Here is a 15,818-nt window from a genome sequence, read left to right as displayed (position 1 = left end):
AGGACTATGAAAATCAAGAGCTATGAACTTTTCCAGGTACCGCCACGCTGGCTTTTTTTAAAGATCGAAACCGATGAAGGGATCACGGGGTGGGGAGAGCCGGTGATAGAGGGCCGGGCGGCCACTGTAAAAGCTGCGGTGGACGAGCTGATGGAATACCTGGTGGGGAAAGACCCGCTGCCCATTGAAGACCACTGGAATGTAATGTACCGCGCAGGCTTCTACCGCGGCGGCCCCATACTGATGAGCGCCCTCGCCGGCATCGACCAGGCGCTATGGGACATTAAAGGGAAATACCACAATGCGCCCATACACGAGCTGCTGGGCGGCAAGGCCCGCCATTCCATGAAAGTATACTCCTGGATCGGCGGCGACCGGCCTGCGGATGTAGGCGCGGCTGCGCGGCAGATGGCAGAGCAGGGTTTCCTGGCGGTGAAAATGAACGCAACGGAAGAGCTGCAATACATAGACAGCTACGACAAAATAGACCAGGCTGTTGCCCGCATTGCAGCGGTGCGTGAAGCCACCGGCCCGGCATTCGGCATCGGCATCGATTTCCACGGGCGGGTGCATAAGCCTATGGCCAAGCTGCTGGCAAAAGAACTGGAGCCTTTCCGACCCATGTTCATCGAAGAGCCGGTGCTGCCTGAAAACAACGAAGCCCTGCGGGAGATCGCCAACCACGTAGCAATACCCATTGCCACGGGAGAGCGGATGTTTTCGAAATGGCAGTTCAAAGACCTGCTCACCGCCGGTGTGGCCGATATCATCCAGCCGGATGTTTCCCATGCGGGGGGCATTACCGAATGCAAGAAGATCTTTTCCATGGCGGAGGCCTTTGATGTGGCCGCTGCCCCGCATTGCCCGCTGGGCCCCATTGCGCTGGCCGCCTGCCTCCAGGTGGATGCTACCTGCCATAATGCATTTATACAGGAGCAGAGCCTGGGCATCCATTACAACCAGGGCAGCGACCTGCTGGATTATCTCGCCGACAAAACCGTTTTTGAATACAAGGCCGGATATGTGAATATACCTGACAAGCCCGGCCTTGGTATTGAAATAAATGAGGCGCATGTACGAAAAATGGCCGCCATTGGCCATAACTGGAAAAACCCGGTATGGCGCCATACCGATGGCAGCATCGCAGAATGGTAAAACAAAGCAACATGCACACGTCCACACCCGTTATGAAACCCACCCGCGTCCGTTACCAGGTGCTTTTCCTCCTGTTTGTCAATGTGGTCATCAATTACATGGACCGCAGCAACCTCGCGGTGGCTGCAACAGACATCAGTAAAGAATTTCAATTTTCTTCCGTGCAGATGGGGCTGATCTTTTCCGCCTTCAGCTGGACCTACCTGCTTTTCCAGGTACCCAGCGGCATTCTCGTGAAAAGATTTGCCCCACGGATATTGTATACGATCAGCCTCGTCAGCTGGTCGCTGGCCACCGTGCTGCAGGGTTTTGCAAAAGGCTTCGTGTCCCTGTTCGGGCTGCGCATGGCCACCGGCGCGCTGGAAGCGCCGGCCTTTCCCATCAACAACCGCGTGGTGAGCAGCTGGTTCCCCAACCAGGAAAGGGCTTCGGCCATCGCGGTGTATACTTCGGGGCAATTCCTCGGCCTGGCTTTTTTGATGCCGGTGTTGTCAAAGATCCAGTACCAGGCAGGGTGGAAAGGTCTGTTCGTGATAACGGGGCTGATCGGTGTGGCATGGGGACTGGTATGGTATATTTTCTACCGCGATCCGCTCCGGCATAAAAGGGCCAATAAAGCAGAACTGGCGCATATCGAAAATGGGGGAGGACTGTTGGGCAACCAGCCCGGAAATAGCGCCCGGAGCGGGTTTCAATGGTCTGACCTCAGGGAAGTATTATCGCACCGGAAATTGTGGGGCATCTACCTGGGCCAGTTCGCGGTAAACGGCGCGCTATGGTTTTTCCTCACCTGGTTTCCCAAATACCTGGTGGACTACCGCGGCCTGGATTTTATCAAATCCGGCTACTGGGCTTCTTTGCCTTACCTGGCGGCTTTTGCAGGCGTGCTGTGCTCCGGCTTTTTGTCGGATCACCTGGTGCGGAAGGGAGTGCCTGCAGCGAGGGCTCGCAAAACGCCCATCATTGCGGGGTTGCTGCTTTCTGTGAGTATCGTCGGCGCCAATTATGTGCATACGCCGGGGTTGATCATCCTGTTTATGTCGCTGTCATTTTTTGGCGTGGGCTTCGCTTCCATCACCTGGATCTTCGTATCCACGCTGGCGCCAAAACACCTGATCGATGTAACGGGAGGGGTGTTTAATTTTATCGGCCAGCTGGCGGGTATCGTGGTGCCTATCGCGATCGGGTTCCTGGCGAGTGGCGGTAATTTCGCGCCAGCGCTTATTTTCATTGCCGTGCTGGGCGGCCTGGGCGCCTGCTCTTATCTTTTCCTTGTAGGAAACGTGGAGCGGGTAACGCCCAAAACAGCACCGGTTCATTAACGTCGAAAGAACATGGATACTTTTTTAAGCTGCGACTGGGGAACCAGCAATTTCAGGCTGCGCTGCGTGCGTATAGCAGATCTGCAGACGCTGGCAGTGGTGCAGAACGACCAGGGCATTTCTCAATTGGCAAGGTCCTGGCTGCAACAACACGGCATCAGCCGGCAGGATTATTATACGGGTTTCTTAAACCGGCAGATCGCTGAAATAGCACACCAACTGGGCAAAGCGCCCGATGGAATACCGGTCGTATTATCCGGCATGGCTTCATCTTCCATCGGGCTGATGGAGTTACCCTATAAAAAATTGCCCTTTTCCACAGCTGGCACAGACCTGTCGGTACAATCCCTTCAAAACAATCAAAACCCGCTGCTGATCATTTCCGGCGCCTGTACGGAGGATGATGTGATGCGTGGCGAAGAAACCAAGATCGTAGGCGCCGCGGCTTCGTTGCCGGATGCAGGGGAGGAACAATTGTTATTGTTGCCGGGCACGCATTCCAAGCATGTATGGCTCCGCAATGGGCAGGTAACGGCTTTCCAGACATTTATGACCGGGGAATTCTTCGCGCTGCTATCAGGAAGTAGCATCCTGGCCGGTTCCATAGCGGAAGGTGGAAAGCTTGCAGATCCCGCCGACCGTGAAAGTTTTATCAACGCGGTACAGCGCAGCAGGGAAGTTTCGCTGCTGGCGCATAGCTTCAAAGTGCGCACCAACCAATTGCTCAAAGGATTATCTGCGGAACAAAACTATTATTACCTCAGCGGCTTGCTGATCGGTGAAGAACTGCGTACCCTGAAGCCCGGTATGCCCGTACACCTGCTGGGCGGCGCGCTGCATACGCCGCTGTATGCGCTGGCATGTGAAGCCCTTGGCATCAACGTTGTGTCTACACTGGATGCGGATGAGGCTTTGATCAAAGGGCAGCAGGTTATTTTGTCTGCTCATTAGCCAATTGCGCGTCATTGCGAGAAGCAGCCGAGCCAAAGCGGGAGGGGTGACGAAGCAATCTCCTGCGTTGAATTGGCGTACTCCAGGCTATGGAAGAGATTGCTTCGTCGCGCCCCGCACAAAACCCACGCGGCTTCTCGCAATGACGGACTTTGGAGCAATGACGAAACCCGTAACGCTCCGTAATAAAGCGTTTTCCTCATTATGGAGAATTCATAAAAAAACGGCCGCTTCATTTTGAAGCAGCCGTTTTTCTATAATATCTTTTCAACTTACAAAGAAGCGATCAGCTTCTCGTTCAGTGCCACGTAATCGGCATTGTTGGCTTCTTTGGCCATGGCGATGGATTTTTCGGCAGTGGCTTTGGCGCCAGCCTTGTCGCCGGATTTAGCCTGGATCTTGGCTTTCCAGTGGTATACCCAGAAAGCTTTGGCGTTCTCAGGCTGCTCGGTAGCCTTGGTGATGTAATCCAGCGCGGTTTTTACGTCGCGGTTAGTTTCGTAGTAGTACACGGCGGCGGAGAAGTAAGGTTTCTTCTCGGTTTTCATGGCCGCGTCGATGGAAGCCATTACTTTACCGTCGATGTCTGCGGTGATCTCCACGGGGATCAGGGTCCTGTCCCAGCTGATCATCATGGTCATGGCGTCCGGGCGCACGTTCTCGAACAGGATCATGAACGACTGGATGGGGAAGGGCAGTTCCTGTGTTTCGGTTTTGAAGCGGGCTACATCTTCCTCTTTTTTGTACCCGTCGATGCCCCAGTTCTTCAGGCCCTTGTTCAGCACAAGTTCCCAGCCTTCCGGGGAAGGAATGCCATACAGCACGTATTCGCCTGCGGGAACGGGCGTGCCGTTCAGCTTCACGTCTTCGCCAAATTTGATCCTGGTGGCGGCGTTGGCGCCCATGCGCCAGAGTTTGCCGTAAGGCACCAGGTCGCCCATGATCACGCGGCCTTTGGCCAGCGGGCGGCTGTAGGTTACTTCAACAGAAGACAGGGCAAAATCCTGCCTGATGGTCTGGGTGGGGCTGGGTGCAGGCATCTTGATGCCCTGCGCCTGCGCAGCGGCGGCCGTCATAACACAGAGTGCCACGGCGGAAAGAAACGCGGATAGTTGCTTCATAATTCGCATATTATTGGTGGTAATAAAAAAATTGCACTGCAATTTATGCCGGTTTTGCGGAAGAAAAACGGGTAGTGGTCATTAAATCCTGGTGAAACGTCAAAAATCCCGGCTGACTATTCAATGAGGCCGTTGCGGAAAGCATAGAGCACCAGCCCGACGGTGTTCTTCACATTCAGTTTTTCAAGCAGCTTCTGCCGCAGACCTTCCACCGTGCGGGAGCTGAGATAGATCTGGTCTGCTATTTCCTGGGTGGTGTATTCGTTGCAGATGAGCTTCAGCACTTCCAGCTCGCGGTCGCTGAGCTGCACTTCGTTCTTGAAGGTAGGCTTGAATTGCTGCTTGTTCTTATGCAGCACTTTTTTGAGCAGGGCGAGGTTCACGTTCTCGTTGAAATAAAAACCCTTGTCGAACGTGGTGCAGATGGCCTCGTATATTTCTTCGGGCTCGCTGTTCTTGAGCAGGTAGGCATTGGCGCCGTTTTCCACGAGATGGACAATGAAGTTGTCGTCTTCATACATGGTGAGGATGATCACCTTTACCTGGGGGTACTTTTCTTTTACTTTGATGGTGGCCTGGATGCCGTCCATTTTCGGCATTTTCAGGTCCATGAGGATCACGTCCGGCTGCTGGTCCTGCATGATCTGCAGCAGGTGCTCGCCGTCTTCCGCTTCGAATACCACGTTGATATTATCATACGGGGTCAAGGTGTTGATCACCCCGCTGCGGAAAATCTTATGGTCATCTGCAATCGCAACTTTAATGGGCGGCAGCATAAATAATGGTTATTTTTTGCTTTAAACAAGAGGCTGGTAGTTCTCCACGGTGATCTCGGCCACTGTACCGGCGGGAGAATTCTTTACAAAGGTGATGTTTCCCCCGATAATATTCAAACGGCTCTCGATATTTTTTAAACCGAGGTGCCCGGTCTTTTTCCTGGACTCTTCGAATTTATCGACCAGCCTGCCGTTGCCGTCGTCTTCCACTTTAATGGTCAGGGTGGAAGGGGTGCTCTGGTAAGTGATCAGCACGTTGCGGGCTTCGGCGTGTTTGAGGATGTTGTTCATCAGCTCCTGCACCACGCGGTATACGTTCAGGGCCTTCTCGCGGTCCACGTTATAGGAGGTGCCGTCTGTCCGGAAGGTGATGAGTATCTCGCGGTTCTTGTTCATGAGGCTGGAAAAGGAATCCAGCGCATGGCTGAGCCCGAGGTTCTCCAGGGTGGTGGGGTGCAGGCTTTGGGAGATGAACCGGAGCTGCTGGATAATGGTGTCCGCAAACTCCTTCGTTTCCCTGAGTTTTTCCTTTTCCCCGTTGCCGGCCAGCTGCTGGAGGTGGTTCAGCGAAAGTTTGAGAACGGACAGCTGGGCGCCCACTTCGTCATGCAGGTCTTCCGCGATCCTTTTGCGCTCTGTTTCCTGCCCCTGGAGCACGGCCACGAGGCGCTCTTTCTGCAATTGCAGGTCTTTGTCTTTCAGGATGAGCTTGTACTGCACCACCTGCTTTTGCTGCAAAACGACCATGATCACTACGAAAATGCCCAGGCTGAGCATCACGATAGTACCGATCAATATTAGTTGCAGGGTGTTCATGCCTTCGCTTTTTTAATCTTTCGGAGCCCAATATAAAAAAGAAAGACCTGAATTATGCCGGCAATCCATGTTAAAGCGGCTGTAATGCGGTAAATGGATATCCATAGGTCCTGGACGCCCATCTGCTGGAGCATGTTGAAGGAAAGGTTCAGCATAAAGGAGCAGCACATTTCCACGAAGATCCCGGCATTGAACCAGAAAACCGGCAGGGAATTGATGAAAATGGACTGTTCTATGAGATTTTCATCCCGCATGAGCTGCAGGAAAAAGAGGATCGCATACACGATCAGTACGAAGGTGCGGATAGAGATAAATATGGAGTTGAATTTGAGCGGACCTTCCAGTACGGTGATGTCTGCGACGAAGATCGCCGTGCACACCACGAGCAGGATCCGGATGTACCGGTGGACCTTTTCGCTTTTGAGGACCTTTAGATAGAAGAGGGACAAAATATAGAACTGGACCAGCATCATACAGGAAATGAAAGCCATGTTGTTGCCGTAAAGGCGTGCCAACACTTCACATCCGATACCGTAAAATACGGCGGAGATCAGGTAGATGTATATGATCCGTTGTTCTTTATTGAACAGTCTGGAGTTTATTGCAAAGGGGATCAAAAGCAGGGTTTCGATCCCCAACATGCAATACCAAAAAATGTGATGAAGCGGCACTTAGTAGTCTTTATCCTAGTTATCTGAATTTAAAGGATTGGCTTTAGGACAATCGAAGGGGCAATAAGTGTCGGTGCCAAGGATGTCTTTGACAGGTTCGCCGTCTTTTCCCAGGCCTTTTTCAGCGGAAGGGATAATGTCGTTGCCTTCAGCGTCTGTGGCCACGATGATGAATTTTTTGTCGCGCTTGCCGTCTCCGTTGATATCCAGTCCATAATAAATGCGGATGCCGGTAGCGGTAGGTTTGTCGGCCAGCAGCTCATGTATCTTGTCGATACCGAAGAAGCCGGACAGTAAGGGATCTTTGTGTTTTTTGCGGTCTACCTGGTCGATGCGGTAGGCCTGCGTTTGTTTGGCGCCTTTCAGCAGGGAGAGAAATACTCCCGCGCTTTTGGAGAACTTTGACATGTGTTGCTTTTTAAGAGTTAGTTAGAAAATGTCGCCGGTAAAATTATTACAAAATCCCACTTTTCAAAGCCGGGGCGGGGCTCCGGCCCAGCGTGGAGTTAGCCCTTGTATGTCAATCATATGCCCGTCCACTGCGGATTCCGGATGGTGCATACCCATTCATGGGGATGGCCTTTTACGGGTTTTTCCGCATAAAATGCGTAGAAGTACGCATTCGTATTTCCAGGGATTGAACGCTTGACCCGCACCGGGTTCTTTTTAACCTTTGTAGGAGTGAACATTGAAGACGTTAAGGAGGGTTATAGACCGTGTTAATTCCAATTTTTTTACACGCACTCGGGCCTTTCTACCATCGTTTGTTTCGTTAGTATGCAGAGGGCGGGCCGGTTGCCCTGAAACCGGCGCATGAGGAGAAGAACGTTACCCCATTTTGTAGAATCAAAAGTTGATCGCTTATGAGTTATCTATTGATCGGAAACATTTCTGCGCTGATCTGTGAAGAGTGTATTGAACCCCTGGCCAACGCCCGCATCCGGATCTATCTTCCGGGTACGCCTTACGAGGCAGACGAGCTGGCGGTAGGCATCTTTAAAGATTTGAGGCAGCTGTCTGAAAGGGACGTGCAAGCCAAGGAGGAACGCCTGTTGGCCGAATCCCGGCTGGACGAACGGGGGAATTTCAGCATTGGCTGGGACGATCTGCACCTGTTCACCGAACCGCTGGAAATGGATATCTGCCTGAACGATGTTCCCGGCAGGGATCAAGGCCAACAGGATTGGATCCAGTACCACCTGAGCACTTTCGTGCCGCACTGGAAGCGCTCGCGCGACAAGTACCTGGCCGCTTTTGCCTACGTGGTGCCCTCGGAGAAATGGTCTGCCATCCGCCGCGAGTTCGGCGCGTGGGCCGTTGCAGGTACCGTGCGGCATTTCGAAACGCATGAGGCGCTGAGAGGCGTGAGGGTGGAGGTATACAACGCGCTTACACAAAAGCCCCTGGCCATCGCTTTCACCGGCGAGAACGGGCGCTATAAATTATATTTCAACCGCATCGGCGGCAAACACGGGCCGGATGTATACTTCAAGGTATTTGGCAACCATGGCCTCATCTGGAGCGAAAACCCGGACAATGCCCTGCAGCCCGAAAGGCAGCAGATCGCCCATTGCACAAAGATAAATCTCGCCGTGGTGCCCAGCGCCGGGGAAAAGAAGGCGGCCAGGCTCACCGGGTGGATCAGTGATTTTATCAGTAACAAAAGCACAAAAAGCAATTATAAAGACCGGTACGTCATGTACTAGTCCTCCAATGTTGGAAAAGCCCCAATTATACAAACAGCTGCCTAATCCTCAGCCAAGCCTCCCACGGGCAGCTGTTTTTTTCTTTCCTTCCGCCTGTGGCCGGAGGTTCTTCAAAATCTTTTTACTGGAAGTATGCCCTTAATGGTCGGGATGATCCGGCCTTCCTGCTTTAAAACCCGGGATGGTATTGCTGCAGCATGTCACGCAGGTATTCGCGGTTCAGGTGGGTATAGATCTCGGTGGTGGTGATGCTTTCGTGCCCCAGCATTTCCTGCACGGCCACCAGGTCGGCCCCGCCTTCCACCAGGTGGGTGGCGAAGGAATGCCGGAAGGTATGCGGCGAGATGGTCTTGTTGATCTGCGCTTTGCCCGCCAGCTCCTTGATCATCAGGAAGATCATGACCCGGCTGAGCGCCGCGCCGCGGCGGTTGAGGAACAGGATATCCTCATGCCCCTTTTTCACCGCCATATGCCGGCGGGTGCCTTCATAATACAGTTCAATATGTTTGATGGCGGAGCTGCCGATGGGTATCAGCCTTTCCTTGTTGCCTTTGCCGATCACACGGATAAACCCTTCGCTGAAATATAGATGGGATATTTGAAGGCTGACCGCCTCGCTCACGCGCAGGCCGCAGCTGTACATGGTTTCAAGGATGGCTTTGTTGCGGTGGCCTTCCGGCTTGCTGAGATCTACCTGGCCGATGAGCAGCTCTATTTCCTCGAAACTGAGGAAGTCCGGCAGCTTGCGGCGCACCTTGGGCGCTTCCAGCAGCTGGGTGGGGTCTGCCTTGATCATGTCCTGCAGCAGCAGGAAGCGGAAGAAGGTCTTGATCCCGGAAATGATCCTGCTTTGCGAAGTGGCCGTCATGCCCAACGTGGCGATCCACTGCACGAAGGCCTGCAGCTCCGCCAGCGTCACTTCTTCCGGCGCCAGGGGCTTGTTTTCCATGACGAGGTAACGGGTAAGCGCCAGCACGTCCCGCTCGTATGCCTCGATGGTATTGGCAGACAGGGAGCGTTCCAGCTTGAGGTGTATCTTGAATCCTTTGATCGCGGCATCCCACATGGGCACAATATAATATCTTCCCGGCTAAAACCGGCTTCAGCATACATTAAACAAAAACAACATTCAGTGATCCGCCAATAACCGCAGCCATAGCGTATTCCCTACACAGCATCCTTCACGTATTATATAGTTTTTGTATAATTTGACTTCTTTTTGGACAAACAGGCTGTTAAACTGCTCTTGTTTGAATATATTTTACTGTTCAGTAAGTATTTTTAGAAATAAACCAAGAAAAAACAGGTTTCTTTTACTACTTTTATGCCCGCTGATTTTTAGCATAAATGTTATATTGACTGCCAAACCACTGTTATGTCGGATTCGCTAAAAAGGATACATAAGCTGTTAGTAGCTAACCGCGGCGAGATTGCCGTGCGGATTTTAAGAGCAGCCTCGGAATTAAGGATCAGGACCGTGGCGATCTTCACCTATGAAGACCGTTATTCCCTCCATCGTTACAAGGCGGATGAAGCTTACCAGATAGGAAAAGACGAAGAGCCCCTGAAGCCGTACCTGGACATTGAAGCCATCATTCACCTGGCCAAGACGCAGCAGGTGGACGCTATCCATCCCGGCTACGGCTTCCTCAGCGAAAACGTGACCTTCGCGCGCCGCTGCAAGGAAGAAGGCATCATTTTCGTAGGGCCCGACCCTGAAGTGATGGCGCAGCTGGGCGACAAGGTAGCCGCCAAAACGCTGGCCCGCAGGGTGAACGTGCCGCTGATCGAAGACAGCCAGGAAAAGCTGGACAGTGTGGAAACCGTGAAAAAAGAAGCCGCCCGCATCGGTCTTCCCGTGATCCTCAAAGCCGCAGCAGGCGGCGGCGGCCGCGGCATGCGCGTAGTGCGCGACGAGACCCAGCTGGAGAGATCCTTCCTCGAAGCCCGCAGCGAAGCCGGCAAAGCATTCGGCGACGACACCATCTTCATCGAAAAATTCATTGAAGAGCCCAAGCATATTGAAGTGCAGCTGATGGGAGACAACCACGGCAACATCGTTCACCTCTACGAGCGCGACTGCTCCGTGCAGCGCCGTTTCCAGAAAGTGGTGGAGATCGCCCCTTCGCCCAACCTGCCCGTTGAAACAAGGAATGAGATTTACGAGTATGCGCTGGCGTTAGCCCGCGAAGTAAAATATAATAACGTTGGTACCGTAGAGTTCCTGGTAGACCGCCAGAACAAGGTTTATTTCATTGAAGTGAACCCGCGCATCCAGGTGGAGCATACGGTTACGGAAGAAGTGACCGGTATCGACATCGTGCGTTCGCAGATACTTATCGCCAAAGGGCACCACCTGTCTGACCCCGAGATCTTCCTCAAAAGCCAGGACGATGTACGCCTGAACGGTTTCGCCATCCAGTGCCGCGTGACCACGGAAGACCCGGAGAACAACTTCACGCCTGACTACGGCACCGTGATCGCTTACCGCAATGCCGGCGGTTTCGGCATCAGGCTCGATGAGGGCAGCGCCTATTCCGGCGTGAAGATCTCGCCCTTCTTCGATTCCATGCTGGTGAAAGTGACCGCTTCGGGCCGTACGCTCAGCGGCGCGGCCAGCCGCCTTCTCCGCACCCTGAAAGAGTTCAGGATCAGGGGCGTGAAAACCAACATCCGCTTCCTGGAGAACGTGATCACCCACGACACCTTCCGCAAAGGCAACTGCACCGTAGGTTTCATAGACCAGCACCCTGAGTTGTTCAAGCTTTCGCCCATCCGCGACCGCGCTACCAAAACCCTCATGTACATCGCCGATGTGACCGTGAATGGTCACCCCGATGTGAAAGGCAAACACGATGGCCGCAAGTTCCGCACCCCGCATATCCCTTCCTTCGACCCGCTGGCCCCTGTGCCGGAAGGCAGCCGCAACAAGCTGCTGGACCTGGGCCGCGAAGGATTCAGCCAGTGGCTGCGCAACGAAAAGCCCGTTTATTTTACAGACACCACTTACCGCGACGCGCACCAGAGCCTGCTGGCCACCCGCGTGCGCACCAAGGATATACTGGCCGTGGCCGAAGGCTACACCCGCAACAACCCGCAGATCTTTTCCATGGAAGTGTGGGGCGGCGCCACCTTCGACGTGGCCATGCGTTTCCTGCACGAGTGCCCATGGCGCAGGCTGCAGCTCATGCGCCAGGCCATGCCCAACGTGCTGCTGCAGATGCTGTTCCGCGGCTCCAATGCCGTAGGCTATTCCGCTTACCCGGAAAACCTGATCGCGAAGTTCATCGAAAAAGCCGCCGAGAACGGCGTCGACGTCTTCCGCATCTTCGATTCCCTCAACGACATCGGGGCCATGACGCCCAGCATCGGTTTCGTGCGCAACAACACCAGTTCGCTGGCACAGGCAGCCATCAGTTATACGGGAGACATCCTTAATAAGGACAACAGCAAATACACCCTCAATTATTACCTGGACCTCGCCAAACGCCTGGAAGACGCCGGCGCGCACATGCTCTGCATCAAAGACATGGCGGGCCTGCTGAAGCCGCAGGCGGCCACCGTGCTGGTAAGTTCGCTCCGCGAAGCCGTGAAGCTGCCCGTGGTGCTGCATACGCACGACACTGCGTCCGTCCAGGCCGCTACCTACCTCAAAGCCATCGAGGCAGGTGTGAACGTGGTAGATTGTGCCATCGCATCGCTCAGCGGGCTCACCTCGCAGCCCAATCTCAATGCCATGGCCGCCATCCTGGAGGGCCACGAGCGCAGCCAGCCGATGAACCTGGCATCGCTCAACGAATACAGCAATTATTGGGAAGACGTGCGCGAGTACTACTATCCCTTCGAATCCGATATGAAAGCCGGCACCGCGCAGGTGTATGAAAACGAAATTCCCGGCGGCCAGTATTCCAACCTGCGCCAGCAGGCGGAGTCGCTCGGTTTGGGCGACAAGCTGGAGACCATCAAGCACAACTACGCCGTGGTAAACCAGCTCTTCGGCGATATTGTGAAAGTAACGCCCAGCTCGAAAGTAGTAGGGGACATGGCGCTGTTCATGACCTCCAACAACCTGACGGCAGCCGACGTGCTCGACGAATCGCGCAACCTGGCTTTCCCCGCGTCTGTACAGGGTTTCTTCAAAGGCGAGATCGGCCAGCCCTACGGCGGTTTCCCGCAGAAGCTGCAGAAGATCGTGCTGAAAGGGCAGCAGCCGCTGAACGGCAAACCCAACGCACATCTCGCCCCCGTAGACTTCGACAGCGATTTCGCCGCCTTCCAGCTGAAATACCCGCTGGCAGAGTTCCTGGATTACCTGAGCTACCACATGTTCCCGAAAGTATTCGATGAATATTACCAGCACGCGCAAGTGTTCGGCAACGTGGAAGCCATTCCCACGCCCGCGTTCTTCTACGGGCTGAGGCTGGGAGAGGAGATCCTGATCACCCTCAGCAAAGGCAAGACCATCATCGTAAAACTGCTGTATGTATTGCCTGCGGACGAAAGCGGCATGCGCACCGTAGTGTTCGAGCTGAACGGCTACACCCGCCGCGTGCAGGTGCGCGACCGGTCAGTAAAAAGCGAGGTTCCCGTCAACAAAAAAGTAAGCAATCCCGATATCGAAGTGGGCGCGCCGTTGCAGGGCAAACTCTCTAAGCTACTCGTAAAATCCGGCGACAGCATCAGCGCGAATACGCCGCTGTTCATTATCGAAGCGATGAAGATGGAGACAACGGTGACGGCTACACGGGATACTAAGGTGAAGGCGATACATTTGCGGGAGGGGACGATGGTGCAGCAGGATGATCTGGTGGTGGAGTTGGAGTAAAGCGATGAAATTATAGACGAAAGCCCCGGCGTTTTGCCGGGGCTTTCGTTTTATCTACGCTGTTTATTTTTGGGGAAGATTAATTCGTTCCCATATCATTCCATTGTGATTAACGTATTTAACTATTCCGTGGTCCTCATGTCAAATTATTTCTTTTGGTTCGTCAGGGCCAGCTTTGGGATGATATGTATTGAATGTAAATATTTTTCCGTTCTTGTATTTTTCAAAATCTTTTTTCGTCAAGTCAGATATGATAATGCCTGAATTTAAATAATCAATAAAAAGCCGGGAGTCCTTGTTGGGGAAATTTTTGACCATATAAATGAGCTTTTCGCCCTTAGATACATTCTTCACTGCTGCATTTTTGTATGTGACAAATCCCGTATGTGGAAGGTATTTATCATGAACCTCGATCGGAATAAACTCAGGGTAATAGATCTTCTTATCAACAATAAAAGATGTGTCAAACTCTCCAGTATCTGACCTGAAGATCAAAGTATCACCTGCATTGTATGCATTCAGCCATTTTAATTCTTCTTCCGAAAATTTGCTCTTAGCAACCTGACGGCACCCAATAGAATAAGTTAAAAGAAAACTGCCCAATAACATTATGGTTTTCATTCTCTTTAATTTTGAACTGTCACTTTTACTTCCGGCTTCTCAAATATTTTACCAAATCAATATTACCAGCTTACCCCGGATCAGTGTCTGCAGCTCATTAGGTTAAAAGTCGTCATCATCGGGCTCATCGCGAGAAAGTCACTAAAACCTTATTGAATTATCTTTGTTCTCCGTATATGGAGACTATGCCTCCATATTTTCAATAATCGGGTCTACTTGCAACTATCTACCAGGCTGTGGATCGAGTTTCCAGAACTTTGCATCATAATTTTCCAATCCAAAATCCCCGATCTTCTCAATACCATTAAACCTGTACCGGTTTTCTGACTTTCCTGCGGCCTTGGTGGAATCCCTGGTCAATCCAAACGGATAATAATGCATCTTTTCAATACCGGTCCTCGTTCTAAAGCCTAACAGGCCAAAATATTCTTACTGGAACTTTTCGCCCTTCACAACTTCCGGCTTTCCATCTGGGCATATTAGATAGCACACGCAATGCTTCTTTATCTACTAAAGTTAATTCTGCCTTTGATTTTTTTAGAATATGACCATTTGTAACTAGTCCTTTATTATCAACTATAAATACTAAATTGATCGATCCTTGAAAAAAATCCTGATTTTCAGGATATCGAAAATTTTTTTTAAAAAACTCCAAAAGGCCAACCTCTCCCTTTTCAAATTCAGGCATCTTATCTACAGTAGTATATACCCAGCGTTGCAAGGTGGAATCATATTCCTGATTACAAATTTGCGTGGTACTATTAACTTTATGTTGTGCATCGCAACTCGAAAACATGCAGAGTTGCAAAAACAATAATACAGCCTTATTCATTTTGTTTCTTTTTAACCTCTTCTCCAGGGGTGTTAAGCCAATAATTAAAAAAATCTGAACGCCAAGGAACACCAACTCCATTATTCTGTAACTTAATTTCATTTAATAACATTTTAATTTGATCTTTGGTTAAATAAGAGGGTTTCTGCCCCGTACTTTTCCATAAATCGCCTGCCTTTGTTCCGTTTATTTTTATCATTGGATAAATCATTATATTAAATGGAATTTTTGGGTCTGTGGTAGGTGTGGTTGAATAATTATCTTTCCCTTCGCTAACAAGTTTTGTATCTGCTCCTTGTGTTTTTTCAAATGGGTGTTCAAGTCTTAAAGTATGTAAAAGTTCATGAGTAGCGTCTTTAGCCACCATTTCTGGAGATCGCATATTTCCGTCCTTGTCAAAAACATTTACGTTTGTTGCAGAAAATGTAGATTGACCTCCAATTATACTAGCTTCTCCATAGAGGCTCAAACTTGGAACAACAACCCCTAATGCTTGGGGATCACCCCCATTGTATGTTACCTTGCCTGACATTGTTCCTCCTGATGACAATTGCATTGTGCTGTTTAACTGGCTACTAATGGCATATTGGTACGCTGCTATCTGCTCCGGCGAAAGTTTTAGTTTCTTATCGACGCTAAAATTCACATTTACACTTACATTAGTCGCCCCGGAACCGTCTATTTTAGACACCCACTCAAGGCCCTCCAAATCAATTCCAGTAATTACTTTATTCTCAGCATAAGCATATGTACTATTATGAACATAGCTGCTTGCAACAGGATCTATTTGCAAAAATCTCCCGATCTGTGGATCCATCGTTCGCCATTTCATCTGATAAGTATTCCAGCCCAAATCATCGTCCAATAGCTGGCCTGTAAACTTATACTTATTCTCCAGCTTCCCCGGAGCCTTACTACTGACCCCCGCCATGGTGAGCCCGTATGGATAATAATGCGTCTCTTCCAGCACCGGCCCAGGGGTACTCATCACCACTACATTATCAAAGAACACATCCTGCGGG

The 15,818-nt window shown here is 51.5% G+C and carries 14 protein-coding genes; 5 read left to right on the top strand and 9 right to left on the bottom strand.

All coding sequences use genetic code 11. The features are described from left to right. Nucleotides 1-6: 6 nt before the first annotated feature. The 3 genes from dgoD to R3I13_RS25375 are packed head-to-tail and all read left to right on the top strand — an operon-like array spanning nucleotide 7 to nucleotide 3,428. Nucleotides 7-1,155, top strand: a complete 1,149-nt coding sequence (gene dgoD / locus R3I13_RS25385) for a galactonate dehydratase (protein ID WP_346320802.1) — start codon at nucleotides 7-9, stop codon at nucleotides 1,153-1,155. An 11-nt stretch (nucleotides 1,156-1,166) separates the two neighbouring features. After that, the gene (locus R3I13_RS25380; protein ID WP_346320801.1) at nucleotides 1,167-2,477 is read left to right on the top strand and encodes an MFS transporter; all 1,311 of its coding nucleotides are present in this window, start codon (nucleotides 1,167-1,169) and stop codon (nucleotides 2,475-2,477) included. Nucleotides 2,478-2,489: 12 nt separating this feature from the next. Further along, nucleotides 2,490-3,428: a 2-dehydro-3-deoxygalactonokinase gene (locus tag R3I13_RS25375; RefSeq protein ID WP_346320800.1), complete on the top strand. Its 939-nt coding sequence runs from the start codon at nucleotides 2,490-2,492 to the stop codon at nucleotides 3,426-3,428. 272 nt (nucleotides 3,429-3,700) lie between these two features. Here the strand turns inward: R3I13_RS25375 and R3I13_RS25370 are convergent, their stop codons facing one another. From R3I13_RS25370 to R3I13_RS25350, 5 genes are all read right to left on the bottom strand, one after another. Beyond that, complete coding sequence (locus R3I13_RS25370) at nucleotides 3,701-4,549, bottom strand: DUF2911 domain-containing protein (protein WP_346320799.1); 849 nt, start codon at nucleotides 4,547-4,549, stop codon at nucleotides 3,701-3,703. Nucleotides 4,550-4,665: 116 nt separating this feature from the next. Next, entirely contained in the window at nucleotides 4,666-5,325 is a 660-nt protein-coding gene (locus R3I13_RS25365; protein WP_346320798.1) for a response regulator transcription factor, read from the bottom strand. A 21-nt stretch (nucleotides 5,326-5,346) separates the two neighbouring features. Further along, nucleotides 5,347-6,141, bottom strand: a complete 795-nt coding sequence (locus R3I13_RS25360) for a histidine kinase (RefSeq protein WP_346320797.1) — start codon at nucleotides 6,139-6,141, stop codon at nucleotides 5,347-5,349. Next, nucleotides 6,138-6,782 (bottom strand): hypothetical protein, encoded by a 645-nt coding sequence (locus tag R3I13_RS25355; protein WP_346320796.1) that lies wholly within the window; start codon nucleotides 6,780-6,782, stop codon nucleotides 6,138-6,140. The genes R3I13_RS25360 and R3I13_RS25355 overlap by 4 nt, the downstream gene beginning before the upstream one ends. Before the next feature lie 45 nt (nucleotides 6,783-6,827). Beyond that, nucleotides 6,828-7,220 (bottom strand): hypothetical protein, encoded by a 393-nt coding sequence (locus R3I13_RS25350; protein WP_346320795.1) that lies wholly within the window; start codon nucleotides 7,218-7,220, stop codon nucleotides 6,828-6,830. Between the two features lie 455 nt (nucleotides 7,221-7,675). On the opposite strand from R3I13_RS25350, the gene R3I13_RS25345 reads away from it, so the two are divergent. Continuing rightward, nucleotides 7,676-8,518: a hypothetical protein gene (locus R3I13_RS25345; protein ID WP_346320794.1), complete on the top strand. Its 843-nt coding sequence runs from the start codon at nucleotides 7,676-7,678 to the stop codon at nucleotides 8,516-8,518. Nucleotides 8,519-8,687: 169 nt separating this feature from the next. Here R3I13_RS25345 and xerD read toward each other — a convergent pair whose 3' ends face one another. Next, nucleotides 8,688-9,584: a site-specific tyrosine recombinase XerD gene (gene xerD / locus R3I13_RS25340; protein ID WP_346320793.1), complete on the bottom strand. Its 897-nt coding sequence runs from the start codon at nucleotides 9,582-9,584 to the stop codon at nucleotides 8,688-8,690. Nucleotides 9,585-9,893: 309 nt separating this feature from the next. On the opposite strand from xerD, the gene R3I13_RS25335 reads away from it, so the two are divergent. Beyond that, entirely contained in the window at nucleotides 9,894-13,343 is a 3,450-nt protein-coding gene (locus R3I13_RS25335; protein ID WP_346320792.1) for a pyruvate carboxylase, read from the top strand. Nucleotides 13,344-13,484: 141 nt separating this feature from the next. Here R3I13_RS25335 and R3I13_RS25330 read toward each other — a convergent pair whose 3' ends face one another. The 3 genes from R3I13_RS25330 to R3I13_RS25320 all read right to left on the bottom strand — a co-directional run. Then, the gene (locus R3I13_RS25330) at nucleotides 13,485-13,964 is read right to left on the bottom strand and encodes a hypothetical protein (RefSeq protein ID WP_346320791.1); all 480 of its coding nucleotides are present in this window, start codon (nucleotides 13,962-13,964) and stop codon (nucleotides 13,485-13,487) included. Between the two features lie 403 nt (nucleotides 13,965-14,367). Beyond that, a complete protein-coding gene (locus R3I13_RS25325) occupies nucleotides 14,368-14,796 on the bottom strand; it encodes an energy transducer TonB (protein WP_346320790.1) in 429 nt (142 codons plus the stop codon). After that, nucleotides 14,789-15,818 (bottom strand): RHS repeat-associated core domain-containing protein (locus R3I13_RS25320; protein ID WP_346320789.1); only part of this gene is annotated, 1,030 nt, incomplete at its 5' end. The genes R3I13_RS25320 and R3I13_RS25325, both read right to left, overlap by 8 nt.

Origin of the sequence: Chitinophaga sp. YIM B06452 (genome assembly GCF_039655965.1) — a bacterium.
In the GTDB taxonomy this organism is placed as follows: domain Bacteria; phylum Bacteroidota; class Bacteroidia; order Chitinophagales; family Chitinophagaceae; genus Chitinophaga.
This window is presented reverse-complemented; position numbering and strand designations above follow the sequence as displayed.

Excerpts from the sequence above, each read along its gene's own strand:
- R3I13_RS25330 (WP_346320791.1), bottom strand. The coding sequence starts at position 13,964 with ATGAAAACCATAATGTTATTGGGCAGTTTTCTTTTAACTTATTCTATT.
- R3I13_RS25375 (WP_346320800.1), top strand. The coding sequence starts at position 2,490 with ATGGATACTTTTTTAAGCTGCGACTGGGGAACCAGCAATTTCAGGCTG.
- dgoD (WP_346320802.1), top strand. The coding sequence starts at position 7 with ATGAAAATCAAGAGCTATGAACTTTTCCAGGTACCGCCACGCTGGCTT.
- R3I13_RS25380 (WP_346320801.1), top strand. The coding sequence starts at position 1,167 with ATGCACACGTCCACACCCGTTATGAAACCCACCCGCGTCCGTTACCAG.
- R3I13_RS25350 (WP_346320795.1), bottom strand. The coding sequence starts at position 7,220 with ATGTCAAAGTTCTCCAAAAGCGCGGGAGTATTTCTCTCCCTGCTGAAA.
- xerD (WP_346320793.1), bottom strand. The coding sequence starts at position 9,584 with ATGTGGGATGCCGCGATCAAAGGATTCAAGATACACCTCAAGCTGGAA.
- R3I13_RS25365 (WP_346320798.1), bottom strand. The coding sequence starts at position 5,325 with ATGCTGCCGCCCATTAAAGTTGCGATTGCAGATGACCATAAGATTTTC.
- R3I13_RS25325 (WP_346320790.1), bottom strand. The coding sequence starts at position 14,796 with ATGAATAAGGCTGTATTATTGTTTTTGCAACTCTGCATGTTTTCGAGT.
- R3I13_RS25355 (WP_346320796.1), bottom strand. The coding sequence starts at position 6,782 with ATGTTGGGGATCGAAACCCTGCTTTTGATCCCCTTTGCAATAAACTCC.
- R3I13_RS25370 (WP_346320799.1), bottom strand. The coding sequence starts at position 4,549 with ATGAAGCAACTATCCGCGTTTCTTTCCGCCGTGGCACTCTGTGTTATG.
- R3I13_RS25360 (WP_346320797.1), bottom strand. The coding sequence starts at position 6,141 with ATGAACACCCTGCAACTAATATTGATCGGTACTATCGTGATGCTCAGC.
- R3I13_RS25335 (WP_346320792.1), top strand. The coding sequence starts at position 9,894 with ATGTCGGATTCGCTAAAAAGGATACATAAGCTGTTAGTAGCTAACCGC.
- R3I13_RS25345 (WP_346320794.1), top strand. The coding sequence starts at position 7,676 with ATGAGTTATCTATTGATCGGAAACATTTCTGCGCTGATCTGTGAAGAG.